The sequence below is a fragment of the Pseudomonas zeae genome (assembly GCF_014268485.2).
Taxonomy (GTDB): domain Bacteria; phylum Pseudomonadota; class Gammaproteobacteria; order Pseudomonadales; family Pseudomonadaceae; genus Aquipseudomonas; species Aquipseudomonas neuropathica.
The window spans coordinates 5,532,557-5,556,689 of the sequence record NZ_CP077090.1 but is presented as its reverse complement, the minus strand read 5'-3'; the positions used below and the strand labels follow the sequence as shown (position 1 = coordinate 5,556,689).

Here is a 24,133-nt window from a genome sequence, read left to right as displayed (position 1 = left end):
GGCATGGTCAAATGGCTTGTCCGAACTGGCCCAGCACGACGTTCCCATTCTGCAACTTGTCCAGATGATCGGCATACCACTGCATCATGGTTGTCCGTTGCTCGAGGTACTGAGCTTTGTTGTAGACCCCCGAGATGCCCTCTTCTTTGTGGGCCAATTGCGCCTCCACATGTTCCTTTGGCCATCCGTGTTCACGGAGCAGGGTGCTCGCTGTGTGCCGCGTGCCGTGGCCAACAAGACGTCCTTTGTAGCCAATGGTCGCGAATACTTTATTGATTGTGTTCTCACTGATAGTCGGATTCTTCGCACCAACTCCAGGAAATAGCCAGCGGCTGCGCCCGGTTAAAGCGTGCAGCTCTCTAAGTGCGACCAGAGCTTGGTAAGGAAGAGGGCACACGAAGTCTCGGCGCATCTTCATCTTCGATGCAGGTGTAGTCCACAGAGCTTTATCGAGATCGAACTCTTTCCACTCAGCTAGACGAACCATTCCCGGCCTTGAGGCTGTCCATATACAAAGCCATGCCGCCGTTCGAGCGGTGAGTCTGCTGGGGGTGTTCTTTAAGGCAGTGAGAAACTCGCCGAGTTCGGGCTCTAGCAAATGAGGGTGTTGTTGAGTTTTCGGTGCTTGAGCTGCGATGTCGCGTAGACGGCTACCAGGATCGTTTTCTGTCAGTCCCAAGCCGATTGCTCTGCCGAAGATCTGATTGACCCACGTCCGACATTTTTCAGCGACGTTATGCGCCTCCCGAGCTTCGAGGGAGGCCTGGAGATTTGCACAATCGGTTCGGGTTATTTCGTCCAGAGGTTTATCACCAAGCGCTGGAAGAATGTCTTTGTCGAGGTAGGTGCGGATTTTATTGAGAGTGGAGGAGGCGAGACCTTTTTCCTCCTTTGCCTTGAGCCAAGCTTCCGCAGCCGCTCTGAAGGTTCGAGTTCGAGCGGCATCGATTGCCGCTTTTGCCGAGCGCTTTTGTTCAAGAGGGTCGGCACCGCTACTGACAACCTTCCGCAGATCGGCTGCTTTTTCGCGGGCAAGTGCGCCGCTGACTTCTGGATAGCCGCCGAGGCCCATCCATGCCCAATTACCTGCAGGACGCTTGTACCGGAGTTGCCATGATTTGCCCCCGTCCGGTTTGACCCGGAAATATAAGCCGTTTCCATCCAGCTCTCGATATTCCTTTGTTTCAGGCTCAAGCCCTGAGAGCGTGGTATCGGCGAGAGGGCGGCGCTTGATGTCTGCGCGTTTCATCCTTGTATCCCAAAGTTCGGTATTTTTCTCAGGATACAAGCAGGGATACAGGGATACAACGGATAAGGGGAGACAGGGATAAACAGCCAGGCACAAAAAAACCGGCCAAGTGGCCGGTTTCTCTGGGTCTAAGAGGCTGGTAGAGACTCTCAGATACTGCTATATGGTGCCCCGAGGGAGACTCGAACTCCCACTCCTTTCGAAAACGGATTTTGAATCCGCCGCGTCTACCAATTCCGCCATCAGGGCTCAATGGCGGCGAAGTATAGAGATGAGATTACCGTCGGTCAATCAGGTACATAGAGAATTTTCGATATTTCCGCTAGACTTTCCGGCCCTGCTAGACGAACCCCATCATGCGCGTTGCTGACTTTACTTTCGAGCTCCCTGATTCGCTGATCGCCCGCCACCCTTTGGCCGAGCGTCGCGGTAGTCGCCTGCTGACCCTTGACGGGCCGAGCGGCGCCCTCGCACACCGTCAATTCACTGATTTGCTTGAGCATTTGCGCCCGGGCGATTTGATGGTGTTCAACAATACCCGGGTGATTCCGGCGCGACTGTTCGGGCAGAAAGCGTCCGGCGGCAAGCTGGAAATCCTCGTTGAGCGGGTGCTCGATACGCATCGCGTGCTGGCCCATGTGCGTTCCAGCAAGTCGCCGAAGCCGGGTTCGAAGATTCTTATCGACGGCGGTGGCGAAGCCGAAATGCTTGCGCGTCACGATGCGTTGTTCGAGCTGGGCTTCGCTGAAGAAGTGTTGCCGTTGCTCGATCGTGTCGGGCACATGCCGTTGCCTCCTTATATAGACCGCCCGGACGAAGGCTCGGATCGCGAGCGTTATCAGACCGTGTACGCCGAGAAACTCGGTGCGGTGGCGGCGCCGACGGCGGGGCTGCATTTCGATCAGTCGCTGATGGAAGCAATTGCGGCCAAGGGCGTCGAGACCACGTTTGTCACGTTGCACGTGGGCGCGGGGACGTTCCAGCCGGTGCGCGTCGAGAAGCTTGAAGATCACCACATGCACACCGAGTGGCTGGAAGTCGGCCAGGACGTGGTCGATGCAGTCGCGGCGTGCCGTGCGCGCGGTGGTCGAGTGATTGCGGTCGGCACCACCAGCGTGCGTTCGCTGGAAAGTGCCGCACGCGATGGCGTGCTCAAGCCGTTCAGTGGCGACACCGATATCTTTATCTTCCCGGGCCGGCCGTTCCATGTGGTCGACGCCTTGGTGACCAATTTCCATTTGCCGGAATCGACGCTGTTGATGCTGGTTTCGGCATTTGCCGGTTATCCCGAGACCATGGCCGCCTACAAGGCCGCCGTCGACAACGGTTACCGCTTTTTCAGCTACGGTGATGCGATGTTCATCACCCGTAATCCCGCACCTACTGCCCCTAAAGAAACCGGCCCAGAGGAAACAGAATGAGTCGCGAATGTCGCATGTCCTTTGAACTTCTGGCCACCGATGGCAAGGCCCGGCGTGGTCGCCTGACCTTCCCGCGTGGCACCGTCGAGACCCCGGCGTTCATGCCGGTGGGCACTTACGGCACGGTCAAGGGCATGTTGCCGCGTGACATCGTTGCCACTGGCGCAGAAATCATTCTCGGCAACACCTTCCACCTGTGGCTGCGCCCTGGCACCCAAGTGATCAAGGAACACGGCGACCTGCACGATTTCATGCAGTGGAAAGGCCCGATCCTCACCGACTCCGGTGGCTTCCAGGTGTTCAGCCTCGGCGCGATGCGCAAGATCAAGGAGGAGGGCGTGACCTTCGCCTCTCCGGTCGACGGCGCCAAAGTGTTCATGGGCCCGGAAGAATCGATGCAGGTGCAGCGTGATCTCGGCTCCGACATCGTGATGATCTTCGACGAATGCACGCCGTACCCGGCTGACGAAGACGTCGCTCGCGTGTCGATGGAATTGTCGCTGCGCTGGGCTCAACGTTCGAAAAATGCTCACGGTGACAATACCGCCGCGTTGTTCGGTATCGTGCAGGGCGGCATGCACCAGGATCTGCGCATGCGCTCGCTGGAAGGTCTCGACAAGATCGGCTTCGATGGTCTGGCCATCGGCGGTCTGTCGGTAGGTGAGCCGAAACACGAGATGATCAAAGTCCTGGATTATCTGCCGGGCATGATGCCGGCTGACAAACCTCGTTACCTTATGGGCGTTGGCAAACCGGAAGATCTGGTTGAGGGTGTGCGCCGCGGTGTGGACATGTTCGATTGCGTGATGCCAACCCGTAATGCCCGCAATGGGCATCTGTTCATTGATACCGGCGTGCTGAAGATCCGTAACGCGTTCCATCGCCATGATGAATCGCCGCTGGATCCGACCTGCGATTGCTATACCTGCCAGAACTTCTCCCGCGCTTATCTGCATCACCTGGACAAGTGCGGCGAAATGCTGGGAAGCATGCTCAATACCATCCATAACTTGCGCCATTATCAGGTGCTGATGGCTGGTTTGCGCGAGGCTATTCAACAGGGTACATTGGCCGCCTTTGTCGATGCCTTCTACGCCAAACGCGGGCTCCCCGTTCCGCCTTTGGACTGAGTTTTCTGACCCCAAGATTCAACATTTGCAACTGGAGTGCTAAATGAGCTTTTTTATCTCTAACGCCATGGCTGACGCGGCTGCACCGGCTGCTGCCGGCCCAATGGGCGGCGGTTTCGAGTGGATTTTCCTGGTCGGCTTCCTGGTCATCTTCTACCTGATGATCTGGCGTCCACAGGCCAAGCGCGCCAAAGAGCAGAAGAACCTGCTGAGCAGCCTGCAGAAAGGTGACGAAGTTGTGACCACTGGCGGCATCGCCGGCAAGATCACTAAAGTTGCCGATGACTTCGTGGTTCTGGAAGTTTCCGACACCGTGGAAATGAAGTTCCAGAAAGGCGCCATCGCCGCCACGCTGCCAAAAGGCACGCTGAAAGCGATCTGAAGCAACAACTTCTACTCAATCGACGGGGCGCGCAAGGCGCCCCGCGTTCATAACGGGCGGCGTGATGCTGAACAAATATCCTCTGTGGAAATACATTCTGATCCTGGCGGTGCTGGCGGTCGGTCTGATTTATTCCGCTCCCAATCTTTATCCTGATGACCCGGCCATTCAGGTCAGCGGTGCAAGCACTGCGCTGCAAGTCAATCAGGCTGATCTGGACCGTGTGAGCACTGCGCTCAAGGAATCCGGGATCAACGTCAAGGCAGCCACGCTGGCGGCAAACGGCAAGGGCGGTCTGATCCGTCTGAGCAAGGCTGAAGATCAGCTGCCGGCCAAAGACGTTGTGCGCAAGGCATTGGGTGATGACTACGTCGTCGCGCTGAACCTGGCACAGACCACCCCGCAATGGCTGCGCAACCTGGGCGCGCACCCGATGAAACTGGGTCTGGACTTGTCCGGTGGTGTGCACTTCCTGCTGGAAGTGGACATGGATAAAGCCCTCGATGCACGCCTGAAAGTTTACGAAGGCGACGTCAAGAGCCTGCTGCGCAAAGAGAAGCTGCGCTATCGCAGCCTGCCGCAACTGGGCGGTGCCATTCAGTTGGGCTTCAGCGATGAAGACTCCCGCGAACAGGCCCGTGCACTGATCCGCAAGAACTTCAACGATTTCGACATTGTTCCGGCCGACCTCAACGGTCAACCGGTGCTGCGTCTGGCGATGACCCCGGCCAAGCTGGCGGAAATCCGTGAATACTCCATCAAGCAGAACTTGACCACGGTACGTAACCGCGTCAACGAGCTGGGTGTTGCCGAACCAATCGTTCAGCGCCAGGGCGCCAACCGCATCGTGGTTGAGCTGCCGGGCGTGCAGGACACTGCCGAAGCCAAGCGTATTCTCGGCAAAACGGCCAACCTTGAGTTCCGTCTGGCTGCAGAGCCGGGTGCTTCGAAAGCCACTTCGGAAACCTTCGAGTTCCGCGAAGGCAAGCGTCCGCCAGCACAGATCGAACGTGGTCTGATCATCACCGGTGACCAGGTTACCGATGCCAAGGCTGGTTTTGGTGAGCACGGCACACCAGAAGTGAACATCCGTCTGGATGGTCATGGTGGTGAGCTGATGAGTCGCGCCACCCGTTCGAACGTTGGTCGCAGCATGGCGGTGATCTTCATCGAACAGCGTCCGGTCACCACTTACACCAAGCAAGTGGTCGATGGCGTCGAGAAAGACGTTGCCGTTCAGACGTTTAAAGAAGAGAAGAAGATCATCAGCCTGGCGACCATTCAGTCGCCGCTGGGCGCTCAGTTCCGTATCACTGGTCTGAACGGTCAGGGCGAATCGTCCGAACTGGCGCTGTTGCTGCGTGCCGGTGGTCTGGCTGCACCGATGTACTTCGCTGAAGAGCGCACCATCGGCCCGAGCCTGGGTGCGGACAACATCACCAAAGGTATCGATGCGTCGCTGTGGGGCATGCTGTTCGTGTCGCTGTTCATCATCGCCATCTACCGCTTCTTCGGCATCATCGCCACCGTCGCACTGGCGGTGAACATGGTGCTGCTGCTGGCCTTGATGTCGCTGCTGGGTGCAACGCTGACCCTGCCGGGTATCGCCGGTATCGTGCTGACCATGGGTATGGCGGTCGACGCCAACGTGCTGATCTTCTCGCGGATCCGTGAAGAGATCGCCGCCGGCATGACCGTGCAGCGTGCAATCAACGAAGGCTTCGGCCGGGCATTCACCGCGATTCTCGACGCCAACCTGACCACGTTGCTGGTCGGCGGGATTCTCTTTGCCATGGGCACCGGCCCGGTCAAAGGTTTCGCAGTGACCATGTCCCTCGGGATCTTTACCTCGATGTTCACGGCCATCATGGTGACCCGCGCAATGGTCAACCTGATCTTTGGCGGACGTGACTTCAAGAAGTTGTGGATTTAAGGGGCTGCCATGTTACGTACAATCAACTTCATGGGCGTTCGCAACTTCGCGTTCGGCGTCACAGTGTTTCTCACGTTGCTGGCTATTTTCAGCGTCGCTACCAAGGGCATGAACTGGGGCCTGGACTTCACCGGCGGTACGCTCATCGAGCTGACCTACGAGCGTCCGGCCGATGTCACCAAGGTGCGTGAAGAGCTGGTGACTTCGGGTTACCACGAGGCCATCGTGCAGAGCTTTGGTGCAACCACCGATCTGCTGGTGCGTATGCCGGGTGAAGATCCGCAGTTGGGGCATCAGGTCGCGGAAGCGCTGCAGAAGCTCGGCGGTGATAACCCGGCGACGGTCAAGCGCGTCGAGTTCGTTGGCCCGCAGGTCGGTGAAGAGCTGCGTGACCAGGGCGGCCTCGGCATGCTGCTGGCGCTCGGCGGCATCCTGATCTACCTGGCTTTCCGCTTTCAGTGGAAATTCGCGGTCGGCGCCATCGTTTCGCTGATCCACGACGTGATCGTGACCATCGGTATCCTGTCGTTCTTCCAGATCACCTTCGACCTGACGGTGCTGGCGGCGGTACTGGCGATCATCGGTTACTCGCTGAACGACACCATCGTGGTATTCGACCGGGTTCGTGAGAACTTTCGCGTGCTGCGCAAGGCTTCGCTGATCGAGAACATCAATATCTCGACCACCCAGACCCTGCTGCGGACCATGGCGACGTCGATCTCCACCTTGCTGGCGATCGCGGCACTGCTGTTCTTCGGTGGCGACAATCTGTTCGGTTTCTCGATTGCCCTGTTCATCGGTGTTCTGGCGGGTACTTACTCGTCGATCTACATCGCTAACGTGGTGCTGATCTGGCTGAACCTGAGCACTGAGGATCTGATTCCTCCGGCGAACACCGAGAAGGAAGTCGACGACCGTCCATAACGGCCATCGTTTTCCCGGCTGTCAGCCCAAGAAAGGCGCGAGTTGAACTCGCGCCTTTTTTTATGCTCCAAGGCTGGGAGAAGCGCGGGCGTGTCCCGCATGTGATGGTCAGGAGGTTCATGTGAACAAGTCGTTGCTGGTTGGTGCGGTATTGGGTGCTGTCGGTGTAACTGCCGGGGGTGCTGTTGCCACCTACAGCCTGGTTAAAAGCGGCCCTGAGTATGCGCAAGTGTTGGCCGTCGAGCCGGTTAAAACACAGATCAAGACTCCACGTGAAGTGTGCAAGGACGTGACAGTGACGCGTCAGGCACCGGTAAAAGATCAGCACCAGATTGCCGGTACCGTTGTGGGTGCGCTGGCAGGTGGTTTGCTGGGTAATCAGATTGGCGGCGGCACCGGCAAGAAAATTGCCACGGTGGCCGGTGCGGTCGGTGGCGGTTATGCGGGTAACAAGGTGCAGGAAGGCATGCAAGAGCGTGATACCTACACCACCACGCAAACCCGCTGCAACACGGTCAACGACATCAGCGACAAGGTCGTCGGTTACGACGTGCGTTACTCGCTCGATGGCAAGGAAGGTAAAGTGCGGATGGATCGCGATCCGGGCAACCAGATTCCGGTCGACAAGGAAGGCAAGCTGATTCTGTCGCAGAATGAGCCGGCTCAGTAAGGACCGACTGTTTTAAAAAGAAGCACCCTGCGGGGTGCTTTTTTGTACCCGCCATTTCTGGCACACCGTGCCCCCCCCCCCCTGTGGGAGCGAGCCTGCTCGCGAATTCGGTGTGCCAGCCGACATCAATGTCGATTGTCAGAATGCATTCGCGAGCAGGCTCGCTCCCACATGAAGATTTTGGCGATCTGAAGATCGAATTCCAGGCATAAAAAAAGCACCCCGAAGGGTGCTTTTTTCCTTTCGCGTGAAGCTTAGCGCTTCAGCGAAGCCGGCAGGTGCGGCTGGATCGCCGTCAGTACTGCCTTGAAGCATTTGGTGTTGCCGGCAACGATGTGGCCTTTTTCAAGGAAGTCGTGACCGCCGGTGAAGTCGCTCACCAGGCCGCCGGCTTCTTGAATCAGCAGGGCGCCTGCAGCCATGTCCCACTCGGACAGGCCCGACTCCCAGAACGCGTCGAAGCGACCAGCGGCGACATAGGCCAGGTCCAGGCTGGCGGAGCCGGCGCGGCGGATGCCGGCAGTCTGGCCAACCAGGGCGCGGAACATGCCCAGGTAGTTGTCGAGATTATCCATCTGGTCATCACGGAACGGGAAGCCGGTACCCAGCAGGGCGCCGTCAAGGCTGGTGCGACCGCTGACGCGCAGGCGACGACCGTTCAGTTGGGCGCCGCGACCACGGCTGGCGGTGAATTCTTCCTGGCGAACCGGGTCCAGAACCACTGCGTGTTCCAGGCGACCACGGTACTTACAGGCAATGCTGACAGCGAAGTGAGGAATGCCGCGCAGGAAGTTGGTGGTGCCGTCCAGTGGATCGATGATCCACAGGTACTCTTCGCCTTCGATGCCGGTGCCGGCGTGCAGGCCGGTTTCTTCACCCTGGATCGAGTGATTCGGGTAAGCCTTGCGCAGCGCGTCGATGATTTTCTGTTCAGCGGCGCGATCGACCTCGGATACATAATCCTTGGCGTCTTTTTCGTCGACCTTGATGGTATCCAGGCGCTCGATGGAGCGGAAGATCAGTTCACTGGCGCTGCGGGCGGCGCGCAGCGCGATATTCAGCATGGGCTGCATGGATGTGTCACCTAAGGTTGTTAAAGAAAGCCGCGCATTCTATCAGAACTTTTCTTCAGGTGAAGGACGCTGTTCGCTTTCATAGCTTAACGGTAGGCTGTTCTGTAAGATTTGCACCCCTTTCCTGTGTCCGAGAGCGCCTCCCTTGCTGCAGAACATTCGTGTCGTCCTGGTCAATACCAGCCACCCCGGCAACATCGGCGGGGCCGCGCGCGCCATGAAAAACATGGGTCTGTCGCGATTGGTGCTGGTCGAACCGCGGGTCTTCCCGCACCACGAAGCCGATGCTCGTGCTTCCGGTGCCGGTGACATCCTTGAAAATGCGCAAGTCGTCGCCACCTTGGAAGATGCCTTGGTCGGCTGCAATCTGGTGCTTGGCACCAGCGCCCGTGACCGCCGCATTCCCTGGCCACTGCTGGATCCGCGCGAGTGCGGCACCAAAGTGGTTGAAGAAGCCGGGCAGGGCGCCGAAATCGCTCTGGTATTCGGTCGTGAAGATTCCGGTCTGACCAACGAAGAGCTGCAGCGATGTCACTTTCACGTGCACATCCCCTCCGACCCTGAGTTCAGTTCGTTGAACCTCGGCGCGGCGGTGCAGGTGTTGAGCTACGAAGTGCGCATGGCCTGGCTGGCCGCCCAAGGTCAGCCGAGCAAGATCGAGAAGGAAGAAGTGGCTTCGGTGAAAAGCGCCGAGCTGGCGACCATGGATGAGCTGGAACGCTTTTATGAGCATCTGGAGCAGACACTGGTCGCCATCGAATTCCTCGATCCGGAAAAGCCGCGACACTTGATGGCGCGCCTGCGCCGGTTGTACGGACGCAGCTCGGTCAGCCGGGCGGAAATGAATATTTTGCGTGGCATCCTCACGGAAACCCAGAAAGCGGCCCGTGGTGAGCTTCTTAAGCGGAAGGACTAAAAGATGTTTGAGCGTTTGCGTGAAGATATCCAGAGCGTATTCCATCGAGACCCGGCGGCGCGTAACGCTTTTGAAGTCCTGACCTGCTACCCCGGCATGCATGCGATCTGGATCCATCGATTGGCCGGCATGTTGTGGCGCAACGAACTGAAATGGCTGGCGCGGCTGGTGTCGAACTTCGGTCGCTGGCTGACCGGGATCGAGATTCATCCGGGGGCCAAGGTCGGTCGTCGTTTCTTTATCGACCATGGCATGGGTATCGTCATTGGTGAAACCGCCGAGATTGGCGATGACGTGACTATTTATCAGGGCGTGACCCTCGGCGGCACTAGCTGGAATAAGGGCAAACGCCACCCGACGCTGGGTGATGGTGTGGTCGTGGGCGCGGGCGCCAAGGTGCTTGGCCCGTTCACCGTCGGGGCTGGTGCCAAGGTCGGTTCCAACGCCGTGGTGACCAAAGAAGTACCGCCGGGCGCCACGGTTGTCGGTATTCCCGGGCGCATCATCGTCAAGTCTGACGAAGAGCAGGATGCCAAGCGCAAGGCCATGGCCGAGAAGATCGGTTTCGATGCCTACGGCGTCAGCGAAGACATGCCCGACCCGGTGGCGCGTGCCATTGGTCAGTTGCTCGATCACCTGCAAGCGGTGGACGGGCGGCTGGAGGGGATGTGCGGCGCGCTGAAGGATCTGGGCAGCAATTACTGTGCGAAAGATCTGCCTGAGCTGCGTGAAGAAGACTTTGCCTGTGTGAAGGGTAAGGATCAGAGTCAGGCCGGCTAAACCGCGCCGATTCCTTCGCGAGCAGGCTCGCTCCCACAGGGAATTGCGTTCCAGTGTGGGAGCGAGCCTGCTCGCGAAGAACGATAACGCGGTACCGCTGGCTGCATGCCGCCAGCCTTTGCTATGATGCGCGCGCTCTTTTGCGGGTAAACCTGACTAAAGTACTAGGTCTTAAAGTTGACTTAAATACTCGGGAATTGCATACTCGCCCCATTCTGAACTCCGTGGTAACTGTCCATGCGACTGACTACAAAAGGCCGATACGCCGTGACCGCCATGCTTGACCTGGCGTTGCACGCGCAGCACGGGCCCGTGTCCCTGGCCGATATCTCCGAGCGCCAAGGCATCTCCCTGTCCTACCTCGAACAGCTGTTCGCCAAGCTGCGCCGCAGTAACCTGGTTTCCAGTGTTCGCGGCCCGGGTGGTGGCTATCAGTTGTCCCGCGAGATGCAGGGCATCCAGGTCGCCCAGGTGATCGATGCAGTAAACGAATCGGTCGATGCCACCAAATGCCAGGGCCAGGGCGATTGCCATTCCGGCGACACCTGCCTGACCCATCATCTGTGGTGCGATTTGAGCCTGCAGATTCACGAATTTCTAAGTGGTATCAGCTTGGCTGATCTTGTGACTCGCCGTGAGGTGCAAGAAGTAGCCCAGCGTCAGGACCAGCGCCGTTGCAACAGCAAGGCGCCACGCCTGGACAAGATTGAAGCGTCCGCCGTCGAATGACAGCCAGAGAGCTAGCGGCACGCCAGCCCTGATTTAGGAGATAGTCCATGAAATTGCCGATTTACCTTGATTACTCTGCGACCACCCCGGTTGATCCGCGTGTTGCGCAAAAAATGAGTGAATGCCTGCTGGTCGACGGAAACTTCGGTAACCCGGCGTCCCGTTCCCATGTGTTCGGCTGGAAGGCTGAAGAGTCCGTTGAAAACGCCCGTCGTCAGGTGGCCGATCTGGTCAACGCTGATCCGCGCGAAATCGTCTGGACTTCCGGTGCTACCGAGTCCGACAACCTGGCAATCAAGGGCGCGGCACATTTCTACGGCTCCAAGGGCAAGCACCTGATCACCTCCAAGATCGAGCACAAGGCTGTCCTGGACACCATGCGCCAGCTGGAGCGTGAAGGTTTCGAGGTTACTTACCTCGAGCCGACCGAAGACGGTCTGATCACCCCGGCCATGATTGAAGCTGCACTGCGCGAAGACACCATTTTGGTCTCCGTAATGCACGTGAATAACGAAATCGGCACCGTTAACGACATCGCCGCGATCGGCGAAATGCTCCGCGCCAAGGGCGTTCTGTTCCACGTCGACGCCGCTCAGTCCACTGGCAAGGTCGAGATCGACCTGCAGAAACTGAAAGTCGACATGATGTCGTTCTCCGCCCACAAAACCTACGGCCCTAAAGGCATCGGCGCGCTGTACGTCAGCCGCAAGCCGCGTGTGCGCATCGAAGCGACCATGCATGGCGGCGGTCACGAGCGCGGCATGCGTTCCGGCACCCTGGCGACCCACCAGATCGTCGGTATGGGTGAAGCGTTCCGCGTAGCCAAAGAAGACATGGCTGCTGAAAACGTCCGTATCAAAGCCTTGAGCGACCGCTTCTACAAGCAGGTCGAGCATCTGGAAGAGCTGTACGTCAACGGCAGCCTGACCGCCCGCGTTCCGCACAACCTGAACCTGAGCTTCAACTACGTTGAAGGCGAGTCGCTGATCATGGCGCTCAAGGATCTGGCGGTATCGTCTGGTTCGGCCTGCACCTCGGCGTCGCTGGAGCCTTCGTACGTGCTGCGCGCCCTGGGCCGCAACGACGAACTGGCACACAGCTCGATCCGCTTCACCTTCGGCCGTTTCACCACCGAAGAAGAAATCGACTACGCCGCGCAGAAAGTCTGCGAGGCCGTTACCAAGCTGCGCGCTCTGTCGCCGCTGTGGGACATGTACAAAGACGGCGTCGATATCTCGAAAATCGAGTGGGCGGCACACTAAATATAGAAGCCGCCAGATACAGATCCTGTAGCGACGCGGCGGTTTACGCAGCGCAGTTGCAGGGTCTCAAGAGCGGCCCTGATGAGTGAGGATTGAGAATCATGGCTTACAGCGAAAAGGTCATCGACCACTACGAAAACCCGCGCAACGTCGGCAAGATGAACGCGGAAGATCCTGATGTCGGCACCGGCATGGTCGGCGCTCCGGCGTGCGGCGACGTGATGCGTCTGCAAATCAAGGTCAACGACGCTGGCATCATCGAAGATGCCAAGTTCAAGACCTACGGCTGCGGTTCGGCCATCGCTTCCAGCTCCCTCGCCACCGAGTGGATGAAGGGCAAGACCCTGGACGAAGCCGAAACCATCAAGAACACCCAGCTGGCCGAAGAACTGGCCCTGCCGCCAGTGAAAATTCACTGCTCGGTACTGGCTGAAGACGCTATCAAAGCGGCTGTTCGCGATTACAAGCAGAAGAAAGGCTTGATCTGACTTTCTGGATTTGGCGACGAGTAAGGAGTCACCGATGGCTATCAGCATGACAGAAGCGGCTGCTCGACACGTGCGGCGCTCCCTCGACGGGCGCGGCAAAGGTGAAGGGATTCGTCTGGGTGTTCGCACCACAGGCTGTTCCGGCCTTGCCTACGTGCTGGAGTTTGTCGACGAGGTGGTTGCAGAGGATCAGGTGTTCGAGAGTCACGGCGAAAAAGTGATCATCGACCCGAAAAGCCTGGCCTACCTGGACGGCACCGAGCTCGATTTCGTCAAGGAAGGGTTGAACGAAGGCTTCAAGTTCAACAACCCCAACGTACGCGGTGAATGTGGCTGCGGCGAAAGCTTCAACATCTGAGGCTTGTCGTGGGTATTCCTTGTCATTTCGCTTTATTCGAGCTGCAACCGGGTTTCCGTCTGGATCTCGAGCAGTTGGCTACGCGCTATCGTGAGTTGGCGCGCGGCGTTCATCCTGACCGTTTTGCCGACGCTTCCGAGCGTGAGCAACGGTCGGCTCTGGAGCAGTCTGCCCGGCTCAACGACGCCTATCAGACGCTCAAGAGTCCGGCCCAGCGCGCACGCTACCTGCTGACCATCAGCGGGCATGAAGTGCCGATGGAAGTCACGGTCCATGATCCCGAGTTTCTTCTGCAGCAGATGCAATGGCGCGAAGAGCTTGAAGATCTCCAGGACAGTGCTGATCTCGACGGTGTCGCGGTGTTCAAGCGTCGCTTGAAAGTGGCTCAGGAAGAACTCAATGAAAGCTTCGCAGCCTGTTGGGATGATGCAGCGCAACGCGAACAGGCCGAACGCCTGATGCGGCGCATGCAGTTCCTCGACAAGCTCACCTACGAAGTGCGCCAGTTAGAAGAGCGCCTCGACGATTAACCCAGTGCCGCTCCGGTCGCACGCCTGATATACAGATAAGTCCTGATCACGATGGCCCTACTGCAGATCGCCGAACCCGGCCAAAGTCCTCAACCGCACCAGCGTCGTCTGGCTGTGGGGATCGACTTGGGCACTACCAATTCGCTGGTCGCTGCGTTGCGCAGTGGTCTTTCCGAGCCGTTGGCCGACGCAAACGGGCAGGTCATCCTGCCGTCCGCTGTGCGTTACCACGCCGATCGCGTCGAAGTCGGCGAGTCGGCCAAACTCGCTGCCGCTTCCGATCCTTTGAACACCGTGCTGTCGGTCAAGCGCTTGATGGGTCGTGGTCTGTCCGACGTCAAGCAATTGGGCGAGCAACTGCCATACCGCTTTGTCGGTGGCGAATCGCACATGCCGTTCATCGATACCGTGCAAGGCCCGAAAAGCCCGGTCGAAGTCTCCGCCGATATCCTCAAGGTGCTGCGTCAGCGCGCTGAAGCGACGTTGGGTGGTGAGCTGGTTGGCGCGGTGATCACTGTTCCGGCGTACTTCGATGATGCTCAGCGTCAGGCAACCAAGGATGCGGCGAAACTCGCCGGTCTGAACGTGCTGCGCCTGCTCAATGAGCCGACCGCTGCCGCTGTGGCGTACGGTCTGGATCAACACGCTGAAGGCCTGGTCGCTATTTATGACCTGGGCGGCGGTACTTTCGATATTTCGATTCTGCGTCTTACGGGCGGTGTTTTCGAAGTCCTGGCCACTGGCGGCGACAGCGCGCTGGGTGGCGATGACTTCGATCACGCGATTGCCGGCTGGATCATCGAGAGCGCGGGCCTGTCCGCCGATCTCGATCCGGGTGCACAACGCAATCTGCTGCAAACCGCTTGCGCGGCCAAAGAAGCCCTGACCGATGCGGCCAGCGTTGAAGTGGCCTATGGCGACTGGAAAGCACAGCTGACCCGTGAAGCCTTCGATGCGCTGATCGAGCCGATGGTCGCTCGCAGCCTGAAAGCCTGCCGTCGCGCCGTTCGCGATTCCGGTATTGAGCTGGAAGACGTGCACGCCGTGGTCATGGTCGGTGGTTCGACCCGCGTTCCGCGTGTTCGCGAAGCCGTTGCCGAAGCCTTCGGTCGTCAGCCTCTGACTGAAATTGACCCGGATCAAGTGGTGGCCATCGGTGCCGCGATCCAGGCCGACACCTTGGCTGGCAACAAGCGCGATGGCGGCGAACTGCTGCTGCTCGACGTGATTCCGCTGTCCCTGGGGCTGGAAACCATGGGCGGTCTGATGGAGAAGGTGATTCCACGTAACACCACCATCCCCGTCGCTCGCGCACAAGATTTCACTACTTATAAAGATGGCCAGTCGGCCATGGCGATCCACGTATTGCAGGGCGAGCGTGAGCTGATCAGTGACTGCCGCTCGCTGGCGCGCTTCGAATTGCGCGGCATTCCAGCGATGGTCGCCGGCGCTGCGAAGATTCGCGTGACCTTCCAGGTCGATGCCGATGGTTTGCTCAGCGTTTCCGCTCGTGAGTTGGGTTCAGGCGTTGAGGCAAGCATTCAGGTCAAACCGTCCTACGGTCTGACCGACGGCGAAATCGCCAAAATGCTCAAGGATTCGTTCCAGCATGCCAATGACGACAAAGTCGCCCGCGTTCTGCGTGAGCAGCAAGTCGATGCCCAGCGCCTGATCGAAGCGGTGCAGGGCGCTCTGGAGGCCGATGGCGAGCGTTTGCTCGACGCCGAAGAGCGCATGGTCATCGATCTGCAGCTGCAGGAACTGGCCGAACTGATGAAAGGTACGGATGGTTACGCCATCGAGCAGCAGACCAAGCGTCTGTCGCAAGTGACCGATGCTTTTGCTGCTCGCCGCATGGATCTGACGGTGAAAGCCGCTCTGTCGGGGCGCAATCTGAATGAAATCGAGGATATCTGATGCCGCAGGTTATTTTTCTGCCACACGAGAAGTTCTGCCCTGAAGGCATGGTGGTCGAGGCTGCGCCCGGCACATCGATTCTCGAACTGGCCCACGAACACCACATCGAGATGGAAAGCGCCTGCGGCGGCGTCTGTGCTTGCACCACGTGCCACTGCATCATCCGCGAGGGTTTCGACTCGATGGAAGAGGCTGACGAGCTGGAAGAAGACTTCCTCGATCGCGCCTGGGGTCTGGAAGCGCAATCGCGTCTGGCTTGCCAGGCGATCGTCGGTGAAGAAGACATCACCGTCGAAATTCCGAAATATTCGCTTAACCATGCGGCTGAAGCGCCGCACTGACTGGTAAGACTGTCATGAGCTACGGTTGGAATGATGTTCAACGTATTGCAGAAGAATTGGCCGAGGCCAAACCGGGTGTAGATCCGTTTTCTGTCAATTTCGTCGATCTGCAGCAATGGATCAAAGAGCTGCCGGATTTCGACAATACCTCTGGCCGTGTTGGCGAGAAGGTGTTGGAAGCAGTTCAGACGCTCTGGGCTGAAGAATTGGACTGATCGTCCTCGCAGGTTAGGCAATACCCAAGAACCCGCGTATAATTCGCGGGTTTAATTTTTCGCAAATTACCGTTTCTGGAGTTACACCATGGCTGTTCAACGCACTTTCTCCATCATCAAGCCTGACGCTGTTGCAAAAAACGTCATCGGCGAAATCACCACTCGTTTCGAAAAAGCCGGCCTGCGCGTTGTAGCTTCGAAACTGAAGCAACTGTCCAAAGCTGAAGCTGAAGGCTTCTACGCTGAGCACAGCGCTCGTGGTTTCTTCGGCGACCTGGTTGCTTTCATGATCTCCGGTCCTGTTGTTGTTCAGGTTCTGGAAGGCGAAAACGCTATCGCTCTGAACCGTGAGCTGATGGGCGCTACCAACCCTAAAGAAGCTGCTGCCGGCACCATCCGCGCTGACTTCGCTGATTCCATCGACGCCAACGCTGTTCACGGTTCGGACTCCGAAGCCGCAGCTGCTCGTGAAATCTCGTACTTCTTCGCAGCTACTGAAGTAACCACTCGCTAAGCATTGGCTTAAGAGTGAAGGTGAATCCATGACTACATCGACTGTAAAAACCAACCTGCTGGGTCTGACTCAACAGGAAATGGAAAAATTCTTCGACTCAATCGGGGAGAAGCGTTTCCGTGCCGGTCAGGTAATGAAATGGATTCACCACTTTGGCGTCGATGATTTCGACGCCATGACGAACGTCAGCAAGGCCTTGCGCGACAAGCTCAAGGCTATTGCCGAGGTCCGTGGTCCGGAAGTGGTCAGCGAGGACATCTCCAGCGACGGCACCCGTAAGTGGGTGGTGCGCGTGGCGTCCGGCAGCTGCGTCGAGACCGTATACATTCCCCAGGGCAAACGCGGCACTCTGTGCGTTTCGTCCCAGGCAGGCTGTGCCCTGGATTGCAGTTTCTGCTCCACCGGCAAGCAAGGCTTCAATAGCAACCTCACCGCCGCCGAAGTCATCGGTCAGGTGTGGATTGCCAACAAATCTTTCGGCAGTGTCCCGGCAACCGTCGACCGTGCCATCACCAACGTGGTGATGATGGGCATGGGTGAGCCGCTGCTGAACTTCGACAACGTCGTCGCCGCCATGCATTTGATGATGGATGACCTCGGCTACGGGATCTCCAAACGCCGCGTGACCCTGTCCACCTCGGGTGTGGTGCCGATGATCGATGAGCTGGCCAAGCACATCGACGTTTCCCTGGCGTTGTCGCTGCACGCACCGAATGACGCATTGCGTAACCAATTGGTGCCGATCAACAAGAAATATCCGCTTAAGATGCTGCTCGAGTCGTGCCAGCGTTACATGTCCGCCCTTGGCGAGAAGCGTGTGCTGACCATCGAGTACACCTTGCTCAAGGACATCAACGACAAGGTTGAACACGCCGTCGAGATGATCGAGCTGCTGAAGAACATTCCGTGCAAGATCAACCTGATTCCGTTCAACCCGTTCCCGCATTCCGGGTACGAGCGTCCGAGCAACAACGCGATCCGTCGTTTCCAGGATCAGTTGCATCAGGCCGGTTTCAACGTCACTGTCCGCACCACCCGTGGTGAAGACATCGACGCTGCATGTGGTCAATTGGTAGGGCAGGTGCTGGATCGCACCCGTCGCAGCGAACGTTACATCGCCGTGCGCGAGTTGAGCGCCGACAGCGATCTGGCACAGAACGCCGCGAACACAAATTAAGAGAGGATCTCTATGTCCCTGCGCTTTGCGCTGCTGTTGCTGTTGGCCAGCCTGTGTGCTGGTTGTGTCCTGTCGGGTGACTACAACCCGATGAAGACCAGCAAGGGCCGCGATGAAGCGCGGGCTGCCTACGTGCAGTTGGGGCTGGGATACTTGCAGCAAGGCATGACCGAGCGGGCCAAGGTGCCGCTGAAGAAGGCGCTGGAAATCGACGGTTCCGATCCTGACGCCAACGCTGCCCTCGGGTTGGTGTTTCAGTCCGAAATGGAGCCTGAGCTGGCCGACGAACACTTCCGCAAGGCTTTGTCCTCCCGTCCCGCCGATGCGCGCATCCTCAACAATTACGGCAGTTTTCTCTACGAACAACAGCGTTATAAAGAAGCCTACGAGCGTTTTGAACAGGCGGCCGCCGATACCCTGTATCCTGAGCGTTCGCGTGTGTTCGAGAACCTCGGCATGACGGCGGCGAAGCTCGGTCAGCGTGATCTGGCGCAGCAACAGCTGGAAAAAGCACTGCGTTTGAACCGTCAACAACCACGCGCGTTGCTGGAAATGGCTGAGTTGTCCTTCGAAGACAGGCATTATGTGCCCGCGCGAGACTATTACGACCGTTTCAGCCAGTTGACCGAACAAAATGCACGTAGTCTATTGCTCGGCGTTCGGCTGGCAAAAGTGTTTGAAGATCGCGACAAGGCCGCCAGTTATGGCCTGCAATTAAAACGACTCTATCCCGGTACGCCGGAATATCAGCAATACCTGTCGGAGCAATGATGAAAGCGGCGCATCCCGAAGTTGTAGCAGCGAATCGCGTTAACCCCGGTGAGACCCTGCGCCAGGCCCGCGAAAGCAATGGCTGGTCGCTGGCCGAAGTGGCCCTCAAGCTCAACCTCACCGTGACTTCCCTGAGCAATCTTGAAGCCGGCGCTTTCGACAAGCTGCCGGGGCATACCTTCGCTCGCGGTTACATTCGCGCTTATGCCAAATTGCTCGGCATGGACCAGACCGTTCTGGTTCAGCAGTTCGACCAGTCCACCGGTACCGATTCCCAGGGCAGCAATGTTCACGCCCTCGGCCGTATCGAAGAGCCGGTGCGGGTTTCCCACACCATTTTGCGTATTGTCAGCCTGCTGTTGCTGATCGCGGTCATCGGCGGCGGTTTCGTCTGGTGGCAGGATCAGACATCCCAGCGCACCAAGGACCTGACGTCCCTGGCCCCTGAGCACGTTGAAGTCGAAGGTGCTGACGGCACGACTCAGATTCACCCGATCGACGAGCCGGAAGATCAGGCTGTCGAAGAAAATCAGGCCGATACTTCTACAGCGCTGGCGCTGCCTCAGTCGGAAACCACGGCTGAATCGACTGGTGCAGAAGGCGCTGCTCCGGCAACTGCTCCAGCAGCACCGGCTGCAACGCCGACCGCCCCGGTTCATACACCGGCGCCGGTTGTCGCTACCCCGCCTAGCCCCGCGCCAACCACTCCAGCGCCTACCGTCACCGCTCCGGTCGTTCCTGCTACACCGGCAGCGCCCGCAGAAGCAACCGCTCCGGTGGCTGGCGATGGTCAGGTACAACTGCAGTTCAGTGCCGATTGCTGGGCACAAGTGACCGATGGCCGTGGCAAAGTGATTTTCAGTGGTCTGAAGCATAAAGGCGATAGCGTCACCGTTTCCGGCAAGCCGCCGCTTAACGTACGTCTGGGCGTTGCCCGCGCCGCGCAGGTCAGCTACAACGGCCAGCCGGTCGATATCGCTCCGTTCACCAGTGGCGAGACTGCTCGCCTGAAGTTGGGTCAATAAGTCATGCACGGCGAATCTCCAATCAAACGTCGCGTTTCGCGCAAGATCTGGGTCGGCAACGTACCGGTGGGCGGCGACGCGCCGATCGCGGTGCAGAGCATGACCAACAGCGACACCAATGACGTCGCCGCCACCGTTGCACAGATCAACCGTCTGGAAGCCGCTGGCGTCGATATCGTCCGCGTCTCGGTGCCGGACATGGACGCCGCCGAGGCGTTCGGCAAGATCAAACAACTGGTCAAGGTACCGCTGGTTGCCGACATCCACTTCGACTACAAGATCGCCCTGCGCGTGGCCGAACTGGGCGTGGACTGCCTGCGTATCAACCCGGGCAACATCGGTCGTGAAGACCGTGTTCGGGCGGTGGTCGATGCAGCGCGTGATCGCGGCATTCCGATCCGCATCGGCGTCAACGCCGGGTCACTGGAAAAAGACCTGCAAAAGAAATACGGCGAGCCGACTCCTGCTGCGCTGGTCGAGTCCGCTCTGCGTCACGTTGAGCACCTCGAACGCCTGAATTTTCAGGACTTCAAGGTCAGCGTTAAGGCCTCTGACGTGTTCATGGCCGTCGAAGCCTACCGCTTGCTGGCCAAAGAAATCGTTCAGCCGCTGCACCTGGGCATCACCGAAGCCGGTGGATTGCGTTCGGGCACAGTGAAATCCGCCGTGGGCCTAGGTATGCTGCTCGCCGAGGGGATTGGCGATACTATCCGCATCTCGCTGGCGGCCGACCCGGTCGAGGAAGTGAAGGTCGGTTACGACATTCTCAAGTCTTTGCATCTGCGTTCCCGTGGCATCAACTTCATCGCCTGCCCGAGCTGCTCGCGGCAGAACTTCGATGTGGTGAAAACCATGAACGAGCTGGAAGGGCGCCTTGAAGACCTGCTGGTGCCGCTGGATGTCGCGGTGATCGGTTGTGTGGTCAACGGCCCCGGCGAAGCCAAGGAAGCCCATATCGGCTTGACCGGCGGCACGCCAAACCTGATTTACATCGACGGCAAGCCGTCGCAGAAACTGACGAATGACAATCTGGTGGACGAGCTGGAAAAGCTGATCCGCCAGAAAGCGGCCGAGAAGGTCGAAGCTGACGCTGCGGTTATTGCGCGCGGCTGAGCCTGATTGAAGCGCCGAACGAATTTAAGGATTTAAAGTGAGCAAGTCTCTGCAAGCCATTCGTGGCATGAATGACATCCTGCCCGAGCAGACCCCGCTGTGGCGTTATTTCGAGGGCACCGTTGCGCGTCTGCTGGATAACTACGGTTACAAGCAGATCCGCATGCCGATCGTTGAATTCACCGAGCTGTTCAAACGCTCGATTGGTGAAGTCACCGACATCGTCGAAAAAGAGATGTACACCTTCGAAGACCGCAACGGCGACTCCCTGACCTTGCGTCCGGAAGGTACCGCGGCGTGCGTGCGTGCCGTACTCGAGCACGGCATCACCGGCGGTGGCCAGGTGCAGAAACTCTGGTACATCGGCCCGATGTTCCGCCACGAGCGTCCGCAGAAAGGCCGTTATCGCCAGTTCCACCAGATCGGTCTGGAAGTGTTCAATCTCGACGGCCCGGACATCGACGCCGAGCTGATCACCATGACCTGGCGCCTGTGGGGCGAGCTGGGCATTCGTGATGCGGTCAAGCTTGAACTCAACAGCCTCGGCACCAGCGAGTCCCGTGGGCGTTATCGTGAAGCGCTGGTCGAGTACCTCTCGGCGCACCACGACAAGCTCGACGAAGACAGCCAGCGTCGCCTGAAAACCAACCCGCTGCGCGTGCTCGACACGAAAAATGCCGACACTCAAGCGGTGCTGGTCGATGCGCCGAAAATGGCCGATTACCTCGACGACGAATCCCGTGCGCACTTTGAAGGTTTGAAAGCGCGTCTGGATGCCGTCGGCATTCCTTACGTGCTCAACCCGAAACTGGTGCGCGGCCTCGATTACTACAGCAAAACCGTATTCGAATGGGTCACCGACAAACTCGGCGCCCAGGGCACTGTTTGCGCGGGCGGTCGTTACGACGGTCTGGTCGAGCAAATGGGTGGCAAGCCGACCACCGGTGTCGGTTTCGCCATGGGCATCGAACGTCTGGTGCTGATGCTGGAAACCCTTGAGCAGATCCCGGAAGAAATCTCCCGTCAGGTCGATGTCTATCTGTGCGCCTTCGGTGAAGAAGCCGAACTGGCCGGTCTGGCTCTGGCTGAACGTGTTCGTGATCAACTTCCAAACCTGCGTCTGCAAGTCAATGCCGGCGCCGGCAGCTTCAAAAGCCAGTTCAAGAAGGCCGACAAGAGCGGTGCGCTGTATGCACTGATTCTGGGTGACGACGAAATGGCCCAGCAAGTGGTAGGTTTCAAACCCCTGCGTGGCCAGGGCGAACAACAAAGCATTGCCTGGGATGCGCTCGCCGCTCACCTGGCCACCTGCGTCGTGCAGGGTTGAAGCTGTCTAAACAGCCGATTTAGCGATTAAGGAGTATTGGGGTGTCGAGTACCGAAGACGAACAGTTGGCGGATTTGAAGGACTGGTGGACACGCAACGGCAAACCTCTGGTCACTGGCGGCCTGTTGGCGCTGGTCATCGTGTTCGGCTGGCAGGCATATCACAAATACCAGAGCAACCAGTCGCAAGGCGCCTCGGTGCTCTATCAGCAACTGCTGGAAACCACGCTGACGCCTGACGGCAAGCCTGATGCGGCCCGCGTTGCGGATCTGGCCGGCAAGCTCAACAGCGAATTCAGCGGTTCCGCCTACGCGCAGTACGGCAGCCTGTTCGTGGCCAAAGTGGCGGTCGACAGCGGCAAGCTGGATGACGCTGCGGCCGAACTGAAAGCCATTGTCGACAAACCGGCCAACCCGGCGCTGGGCGAAATCGCCCGTCAGCGTCTGGCGCAGGTACTCGGCGCGCAGAACAAGGCTGAAGATGCCCTGAAACTGCTCGACGGTGATGCCGACAAAGCGTTCCTGGCCACTCGCGAAGAACTCAAGGGCGACCTGCTGGTACAGCTGGGCCGTACCGATGACGCGAACAAGGCGTATCAAAAAGCCAAGGCGGCACTGTCGGATGAAGCGGCGGTCGGTGGCCTTCAAATCAAGCTCGACGACCTGGCCAAAGGGGATGCGTGACGTGATCCGTTGGAAGCATGCAGCATTGCTGGCTCTGGCCCTTCTGGCCGCGGGTTGCAGCAGCAACAGCAAAAAAGAATTGCCACCGGCTGAACTGACCGACTTCAAAGAAGAAGTGGTTCTGCACAAGCAGTGGAGTCGTTCGATCGGTGACGGTCAGGGCGAAACCTACAACATGCTGGTGCCGGCGATCGACGGTGACACCATCTACGCCGCCGATGTAACCGGCGTGGTGATGGCCATGGATCGCGGCAATGGCGACGTGAAATGGAAGCAGGATCTTGACCTGCCTGTCTCCGGCGCCGTTGGCGTGGGTTACGGTCTGGTTCTGATCGGTACGCTGCGCGGCGAAGTCGTTGCTCTGGACACCAGCAACGGTGAAGAGAAGTGGCGCGCTCGTGTGAACAGCGAAGTCCTCGCGCCGCCGGCCAACAACGGCGACGTGGTGGTGGTACAGACTCAGGACGATCGTCTGATCGGTCTGGATGCTTCCACTGGTACTCAGCGCTGGGTGTATGACAGCACCCCGGCCGTGTTGACCCTGCGTGGCACCAGCGCACCGCTGGTCACCAACCGTCTCGCGGTGGCTGGCCTCTCGACCGGTAAAGTGGTCGCTCTGGATATTTCCAACGGCGTGCCGGTGTGGGAACAACGGATCGCGATTCCACAAGGTCGTTCGGAACTGGAGCGCGTGGTCGACATCGACGGCGGTCTGCTGTTGTCCGGCGGTACGCTGTACGTTGCCAGCTATCAGGGTCGCGTGGCGGCACTGGACCTGGAAAGCGGTCGTCAACTGTGGCAGCGCGATGCGTCGAGCTACGCCGGTATCGCTCAGGGTTTCGGCAGCGTTTACGTGAGCCTGTCCTCGGGCACCGTTGAAGGCGTCGACGAACGTTCCACCACAGCATTGTGGAGCAACGATTCGCTGGCTCGTCGTCAACTGTCGGCTCCGGAAGTGTTCTCCAGCTATGTTGCAGTCGGTGACCTGGAAGGTTATCTGCACCTGCTGAGCCAGGTTGACGGTCGTTTCGTCGGCCGTGAGCGCATCGACAGCGACGGCCTGCGCGCCCGTCCGCTGGTGGTGGGTGACACGATTTATGTCTATGGCAACAGCGGCAAACTGGAAGCCCTGACCATCAAGTAACAACTATGCTTGGGGTTAAACCCCCAGGCGGCCCCGGATTCATGGGGCTTGCAGCGCTAAC

At 58.7% G+C, this 24,133-nt stretch carries 26 protein-coding genes and 1 tRNA gene; 24 read left to right on the top strand and 3 right to left on the bottom strand.

Going from position 1 to position 24,133, the window contains the following annotated elements; translation table 11 throughout:
* Positions 1-7: 7 nt before the first annotated feature.
* Both HU754_RS24420 and HU754_RS24415 read right to left on the bottom strand, forming a co-directional pair.
* On the bottom strand, positions 8-1,249 hold the full coding sequence (locus HU754_RS24420) for a tyrosine-type recombinase/integrase (protein WP_186624501.1): 1,242 nt from the start codon (positions 1,247-1,249) through the stop codon (positions 8-10).
* Positions 1,250-1,413: 164 nt separating this feature from the next.
* Positions 1,414-1,498 (bottom strand) — tRNA-Leu (locus HU754_RS24415).
* A 107-nt stretch (positions 1,499-1,605) separates the two neighbouring features.
* Here HU754_RS24415 and queA point away from each other — a divergent pair.
* The 6 genes from queA (at position 1,606) to HU754_RS24385 (ending at position 7,709) form a co-directional block, all read left to right on the top strand.
* Complete coding sequence (queA, locus tag HU754_RS24410; protein WP_007916915.1) at positions 1,606-2,670, top strand: tRNA preQ1(34) S-adenosylmethionine ribosyltransferase-isomerase QueA; 1,065 nt, start codon at positions 1,606-1,608, stop codon at positions 2,668-2,670.
* A gap of 14 nt (positions 2,671-2,684) precedes the next feature.
* Positions 2,685-3,800 carry a tRNA guanosine(34) transglycosylase Tgt gene (gene tgt / locus HU754_RS24405; protein WP_162130185.1) on the top strand — a complete coding sequence of 372 codons (1,116 nt, stop codon included), beginning with the start codon at positions 2,685-2,687 and terminating at the stop codon, positions 3,798-3,800.
* A 43-nt stretch (positions 3,801-3,843) separates the two neighbouring features.
* Positions 3,844-4,182, top strand: a complete 339-nt coding sequence (gene yajC / locus HU754_RS24400) for a preprotein translocase subunit YajC (protein WP_007916913.1) — start codon at positions 3,844-3,846, stop codon at positions 4,180-4,182.
* Positions 4,183-4,246: 64 nt separating this feature from the next.
* On the top strand, positions 4,247-6,115 hold the full coding sequence (gene secD, locus HU754_RS24395; protein ID WP_099757103.1) for a protein translocase subunit SecD: 1,869 nt from the start codon (positions 4,247-4,249) through the stop codon (positions 6,113-6,115).
* A 9-nt stretch (positions 6,116-6,124) separates the two neighbouring features.
* Complete coding sequence (gene secF / locus HU754_RS24390; RefSeq protein ID WP_186624502.1) at positions 6,125-7,039, top strand: protein translocase subunit SecF; 915 nt, start codon at positions 6,125-6,127, stop codon at positions 7,037-7,039.
* Between the two features lie 121 nt (positions 7,040-7,160).
* Positions 7,161-7,709, top strand: coding sequence for a glycine zipper 2TM domain-containing protein (locus HU754_RS24385; RefSeq protein ID WP_007916907.1), 549 nt, complete (start codon positions 7,161-7,163; stop codon positions 7,707-7,709).
* Positions 7,710-7,963: 254 nt separating this feature from the next.
* Here HU754_RS24385 and suhB read toward each other — a convergent pair whose 3' ends face one another.
* Positions 7,964-8,782 carry a type III secretion system regulator SuhB gene (suhB, locus tag HU754_RS24380; protein ID WP_016773320.1) on the bottom strand — a complete coding sequence of 273 codons (819 nt, stop codon included), beginning with the start codon at positions 8,780-8,782 and terminating at the stop codon, positions 7,964-7,966.
* 145 nt (positions 8,783-8,927) lie between these two features.
* On the opposite strand from suhB, the gene trmJ reads away from it, so the two are divergent.
* The 18 genes from trmJ to bamB all read left to right on the top strand — a co-directional run bounded on the left by trmJ (position 8,928) and on the right by bamB (position 24,072).
* Positions 8,928-9,698: a tRNA (cytosine(32)/uridine(32)-2'-O)-methyltransferase TrmJ gene (gene trmJ / locus HU754_RS24375; RefSeq protein WP_007916903.1), complete on the top strand. Its 771-nt coding sequence runs from the start codon at positions 8,928-8,930 to the stop codon at positions 9,696-9,698.
* Positions 9,699-9,701: 3 nt separating this feature from the next.
* Positions 9,702-10,478 carry a serine O-acetyltransferase gene (gene cysE / locus HU754_RS24370; RefSeq protein ID WP_186624503.1) on the top strand — a complete coding sequence of 259 codons (777 nt, stop codon included), beginning with the start codon at positions 9,702-9,704 and terminating at the stop codon, positions 10,476-10,478.
* Between the two features lie 237 nt (positions 10,479-10,715).
* Positions 10,716-11,207, top strand: coding sequence for a Fe-S cluster assembly transcriptional regulator IscR (gene iscR / locus HU754_RS24365; RefSeq protein ID WP_038362955.1), 492 nt, complete (start codon positions 10,716-10,718; stop codon positions 11,205-11,207).
* Positions 11,208-11,254: 47 nt separating this feature from the next.
* A complete protein-coding gene (locus HU754_RS24360) occupies positions 11,255-12,469 on the top strand; it encodes an IscS subfamily cysteine desulfurase (RefSeq protein WP_007916899.1) in 1,215 nt (404 codons plus the stop codon).
* Positions 12,470-12,570: 101 nt separating this feature from the next.
* Positions 12,571-12,957 carry a Fe-S cluster assembly scaffold IscU gene (gene iscU / locus HU754_RS24355; RefSeq protein ID WP_007916892.1) on the top strand — a complete coding sequence of 129 codons (387 nt, stop codon included), beginning with the start codon at positions 12,571-12,573 and terminating at the stop codon, positions 12,955-12,957.
* A gap of 34 nt (positions 12,958-12,991) precedes the next feature.
* A complete protein-coding gene (gene iscA, locus HU754_RS24350) occupies positions 12,992-13,315 on the top strand; it encodes an iron-sulfur cluster assembly protein IscA (protein ID WP_003227904.1) in 324 nt (107 codons plus the stop codon).
* Positions 13,316-13,323: 8 nt separating this feature from the next.
* Positions 13,324-13,845 carry a co-chaperone HscB gene (gene hscB, locus HU754_RS24345; RefSeq protein WP_007916889.1) on the top strand — a complete coding sequence of 174 codons (522 nt, stop codon included), beginning with the start codon at positions 13,324-13,326 and terminating at the stop codon, positions 13,843-13,845.
* A gap of 51 nt (positions 13,846-13,896) precedes the next feature.
* Positions 13,897-15,762 carry a Fe-S protein assembly chaperone HscA gene (hscA, locus tag HU754_RS24340; RefSeq protein WP_099757101.1) on the top strand — a complete coding sequence of 622 codons (1,866 nt, stop codon included), beginning with the start codon at positions 13,897-13,899 and terminating at the stop codon, positions 15,760-15,762.
* A complete protein-coding gene (gene fdx / locus HU754_RS24335) occupies positions 15,762-16,103 on the top strand; it encodes an ISC system 2Fe-2S type ferredoxin (RefSeq protein ID WP_007916885.1) in 342 nt (113 codons plus the stop codon). Before hscA ends, fdx begins: the two co-directional genes overlap by 1 nt.
* Before the next feature lie 14 nt (positions 16,104-16,117).
* Positions 16,118-16,318, top strand: a complete 201-nt coding sequence (gene iscX, locus HU754_RS24330) for a Fe-S cluster assembly protein IscX (RefSeq protein WP_008084655.1) — start codon at positions 16,118-16,120, stop codon at positions 16,316-16,318.
* Positions 16,319-16,406: 88 nt separating this feature from the next.
* Positions 16,407-16,832 (top strand): nucleoside-diphosphate kinase, encoded by a 426-nt coding sequence (gene ndk / locus HU754_RS24325; protein WP_007916882.1) that lies wholly within the window; start codon positions 16,407-16,409, stop codon positions 16,830-16,832.
* Between the two features lie 28 nt (positions 16,833-16,860).
* Positions 16,861-18,009 (top strand): dual-specificity RNA methyltransferase RlmN, encoded by a 1,149-nt coding sequence (gene rlmN, locus HU754_RS24320; protein WP_016984373.1) that lies wholly within the window; start codon positions 16,861-16,863, stop codon positions 18,007-18,009.
* Between the two features lie 12 nt (positions 18,010-18,021).
* A complete protein-coding gene (gene pilW / locus HU754_RS24315; RefSeq protein WP_093430650.1) occupies positions 18,022-18,780 on the top strand; it encodes a type IV pilus biogenesis/stability protein PilW in 759 nt (252 codons plus the stop codon).
* Complete coding sequence (locus HU754_RS24310) at positions 18,780-19,805, top strand: RodZ domain-containing protein (protein WP_186624504.1); 1,026 nt, start codon at positions 18,780-18,782, stop codon at positions 19,803-19,805. The genes pilW and HU754_RS24310 overlap by 1 nt, the downstream gene beginning before the upstream one ends.
* Before the next feature lie 3 nt (positions 19,806-19,808).
* A complete protein-coding gene (gene ispG, locus HU754_RS24305) occupies positions 19,809-20,918 on the top strand; it encodes a flavodoxin-dependent (E)-4-hydroxy-3-methylbut-2-enyl-diphosphate synthase (protein ID WP_003227888.1) in 1,110 nt (369 codons plus the stop codon).
* 37 nt (positions 20,919-20,955) lie between these two features.
* Positions 20,956-22,245: a histidine--tRNA ligase gene (hisS, locus tag HU754_RS24300; protein WP_016984369.1), complete on the top strand. Its 1,290-nt coding sequence runs from the start codon at positions 20,956-20,958 to the stop codon at positions 22,243-22,245.
* A 41-nt stretch (positions 22,246-22,286) separates the two neighbouring features.
* Entirely contained in the window at positions 22,287-22,928 is a 642-nt protein-coding gene (locus HU754_RS24295; RefSeq protein ID WP_093430648.1) for a YfgM family protein, read from the top strand.
* On the top strand, positions 22,921-24,072 hold the full coding sequence (bamB, locus tag HU754_RS24290; RefSeq protein WP_034156262.1) for an outer membrane protein assembly factor BamB: 1,152 nt from the start codon (positions 22,921-22,923) through the stop codon (positions 24,070-24,072). Before HU754_RS24295 ends, bamB begins: the two co-directional genes overlap by 8 nt.
* Positions 24,073-24,133: the final 61 nt, after the last annotated feature.

Excerpts from the sequence above, each read along its gene's own strand:
- HU754_RS24420 (WP_186624501.1), bottom strand. The coding sequence starts at position 1,249 with ATGAAACGCGCAGACATCAAGCGCCGCCCTCTCGCCGATACCACGCTC.
- queA (WP_007916915.1), top strand. The coding sequence starts at position 1,606 with ATGCGCGTTGCTGACTTTACTTTCGAGCTCCCTGATTCGCTGATCGCC.
- tgt (WP_162130185.1), top strand. The coding sequence starts at position 2,685 with ATGTCCTTTGAACTTCTGGCCACCGATGGCAAGGCCCGGCGTGGTCGC.
- yajC (WP_007916913.1), top strand. The coding sequence starts at position 3,844 with ATGAGCTTTTTTATCTCTAACGCCATGGCTGACGCGGCTGCACCGGCT.
- secD (WP_099757103.1), top strand. The coding sequence starts at position 4,247 with ATGCTGAACAAATATCCTCTGTGGAAATACATTCTGATCCTGGCGGTG.
- secF (WP_186624502.1), top strand. The coding sequence starts at position 6,125 with ATGTTACGTACAATCAACTTCATGGGCGTTCGCAACTTCGCGTTCGGC.
- suhB (WP_016773320.1), bottom strand. The coding sequence starts at position 8,782 with ATGCAGCCCATGCTGAATATCGCGCTGCGCGCCGCCCGCAGCGCCAGT.
- cysE (WP_186624503.1), top strand. The coding sequence starts at position 9,702 with ATGTTTGAGCGTTTGCGTGAAGATATCCAGAGCGTATTCCATCGAGAC.
- iscR (WP_038362955.1), top strand. The coding sequence starts at position 10,716 with ATGCGACTGACTACAAAAGGCCGATACGCCGTGACCGCCATGCTTGAC.
- HU754_RS24360 (WP_007916899.1), top strand. The coding sequence starts at position 11,255 with ATGAAATTGCCGATTTACCTTGATTACTCTGCGACCACCCCGGTTGAT.
- iscU (WP_007916892.1), top strand. The coding sequence starts at position 12,571 with ATGGCTTACAGCGAAAAGGTCATCGACCACTACGAAAACCCGCGCAAC.
- iscA (WP_003227904.1), top strand. The coding sequence starts at position 12,992 with ATGGCTATCAGCATGACAGAAGCGGCTGCTCGACACGTGCGGCGCTCC.
- hscA (WP_099757101.1), top strand. The coding sequence starts at position 13,897 with ATGGCCCTACTGCAGATCGCCGAACCCGGCCAAAGTCCTCAACCGCAC.
- fdx (WP_007916885.1), top strand. The coding sequence starts at position 15,762 with ATGCCGCAGGTTATTTTTCTGCCACACGAGAAGTTCTGCCCTGAAGGC.
- iscX (WP_008084655.1), top strand. The coding sequence starts at position 16,118 with ATGAGCTACGGTTGGAATGATGTTCAACGTATTGCAGAAGAATTGGCC.
- ndk (WP_007916882.1), top strand. The coding sequence starts at position 16,407 with ATGGCTGTTCAACGCACTTTCTCCATCATCAAGCCTGACGCTGTTGCA.
- rlmN (WP_016984373.1), top strand. The coding sequence starts at position 16,861 with ATGACTACATCGACTGTAAAAACCAACCTGCTGGGTCTGACTCAACAG.
- pilW (WP_093430650.1), top strand. The coding sequence starts at position 18,022 with ATGTCCCTGCGCTTTGCGCTGCTGTTGCTGTTGGCCAGCCTGTGTGCT.
- HU754_RS24310 (WP_186624504.1), top strand. The coding sequence starts at position 18,780 with ATGAAAGCGGCGCATCCCGAAGTTGTAGCAGCGAATCGCGTTAACCCC.
- ispG (WP_003227888.1), top strand. The coding sequence starts at position 19,809 with ATGCACGGCGAATCTCCAATCAAACGTCGCGTTTCGCGCAAGATCTGG.
- bamB (WP_034156262.1), top strand. The coding sequence starts at position 22,921 with ATGCGTGACGTGATCCGTTGGAAGCATGCAGCATTGCTGGCTCTGGCC.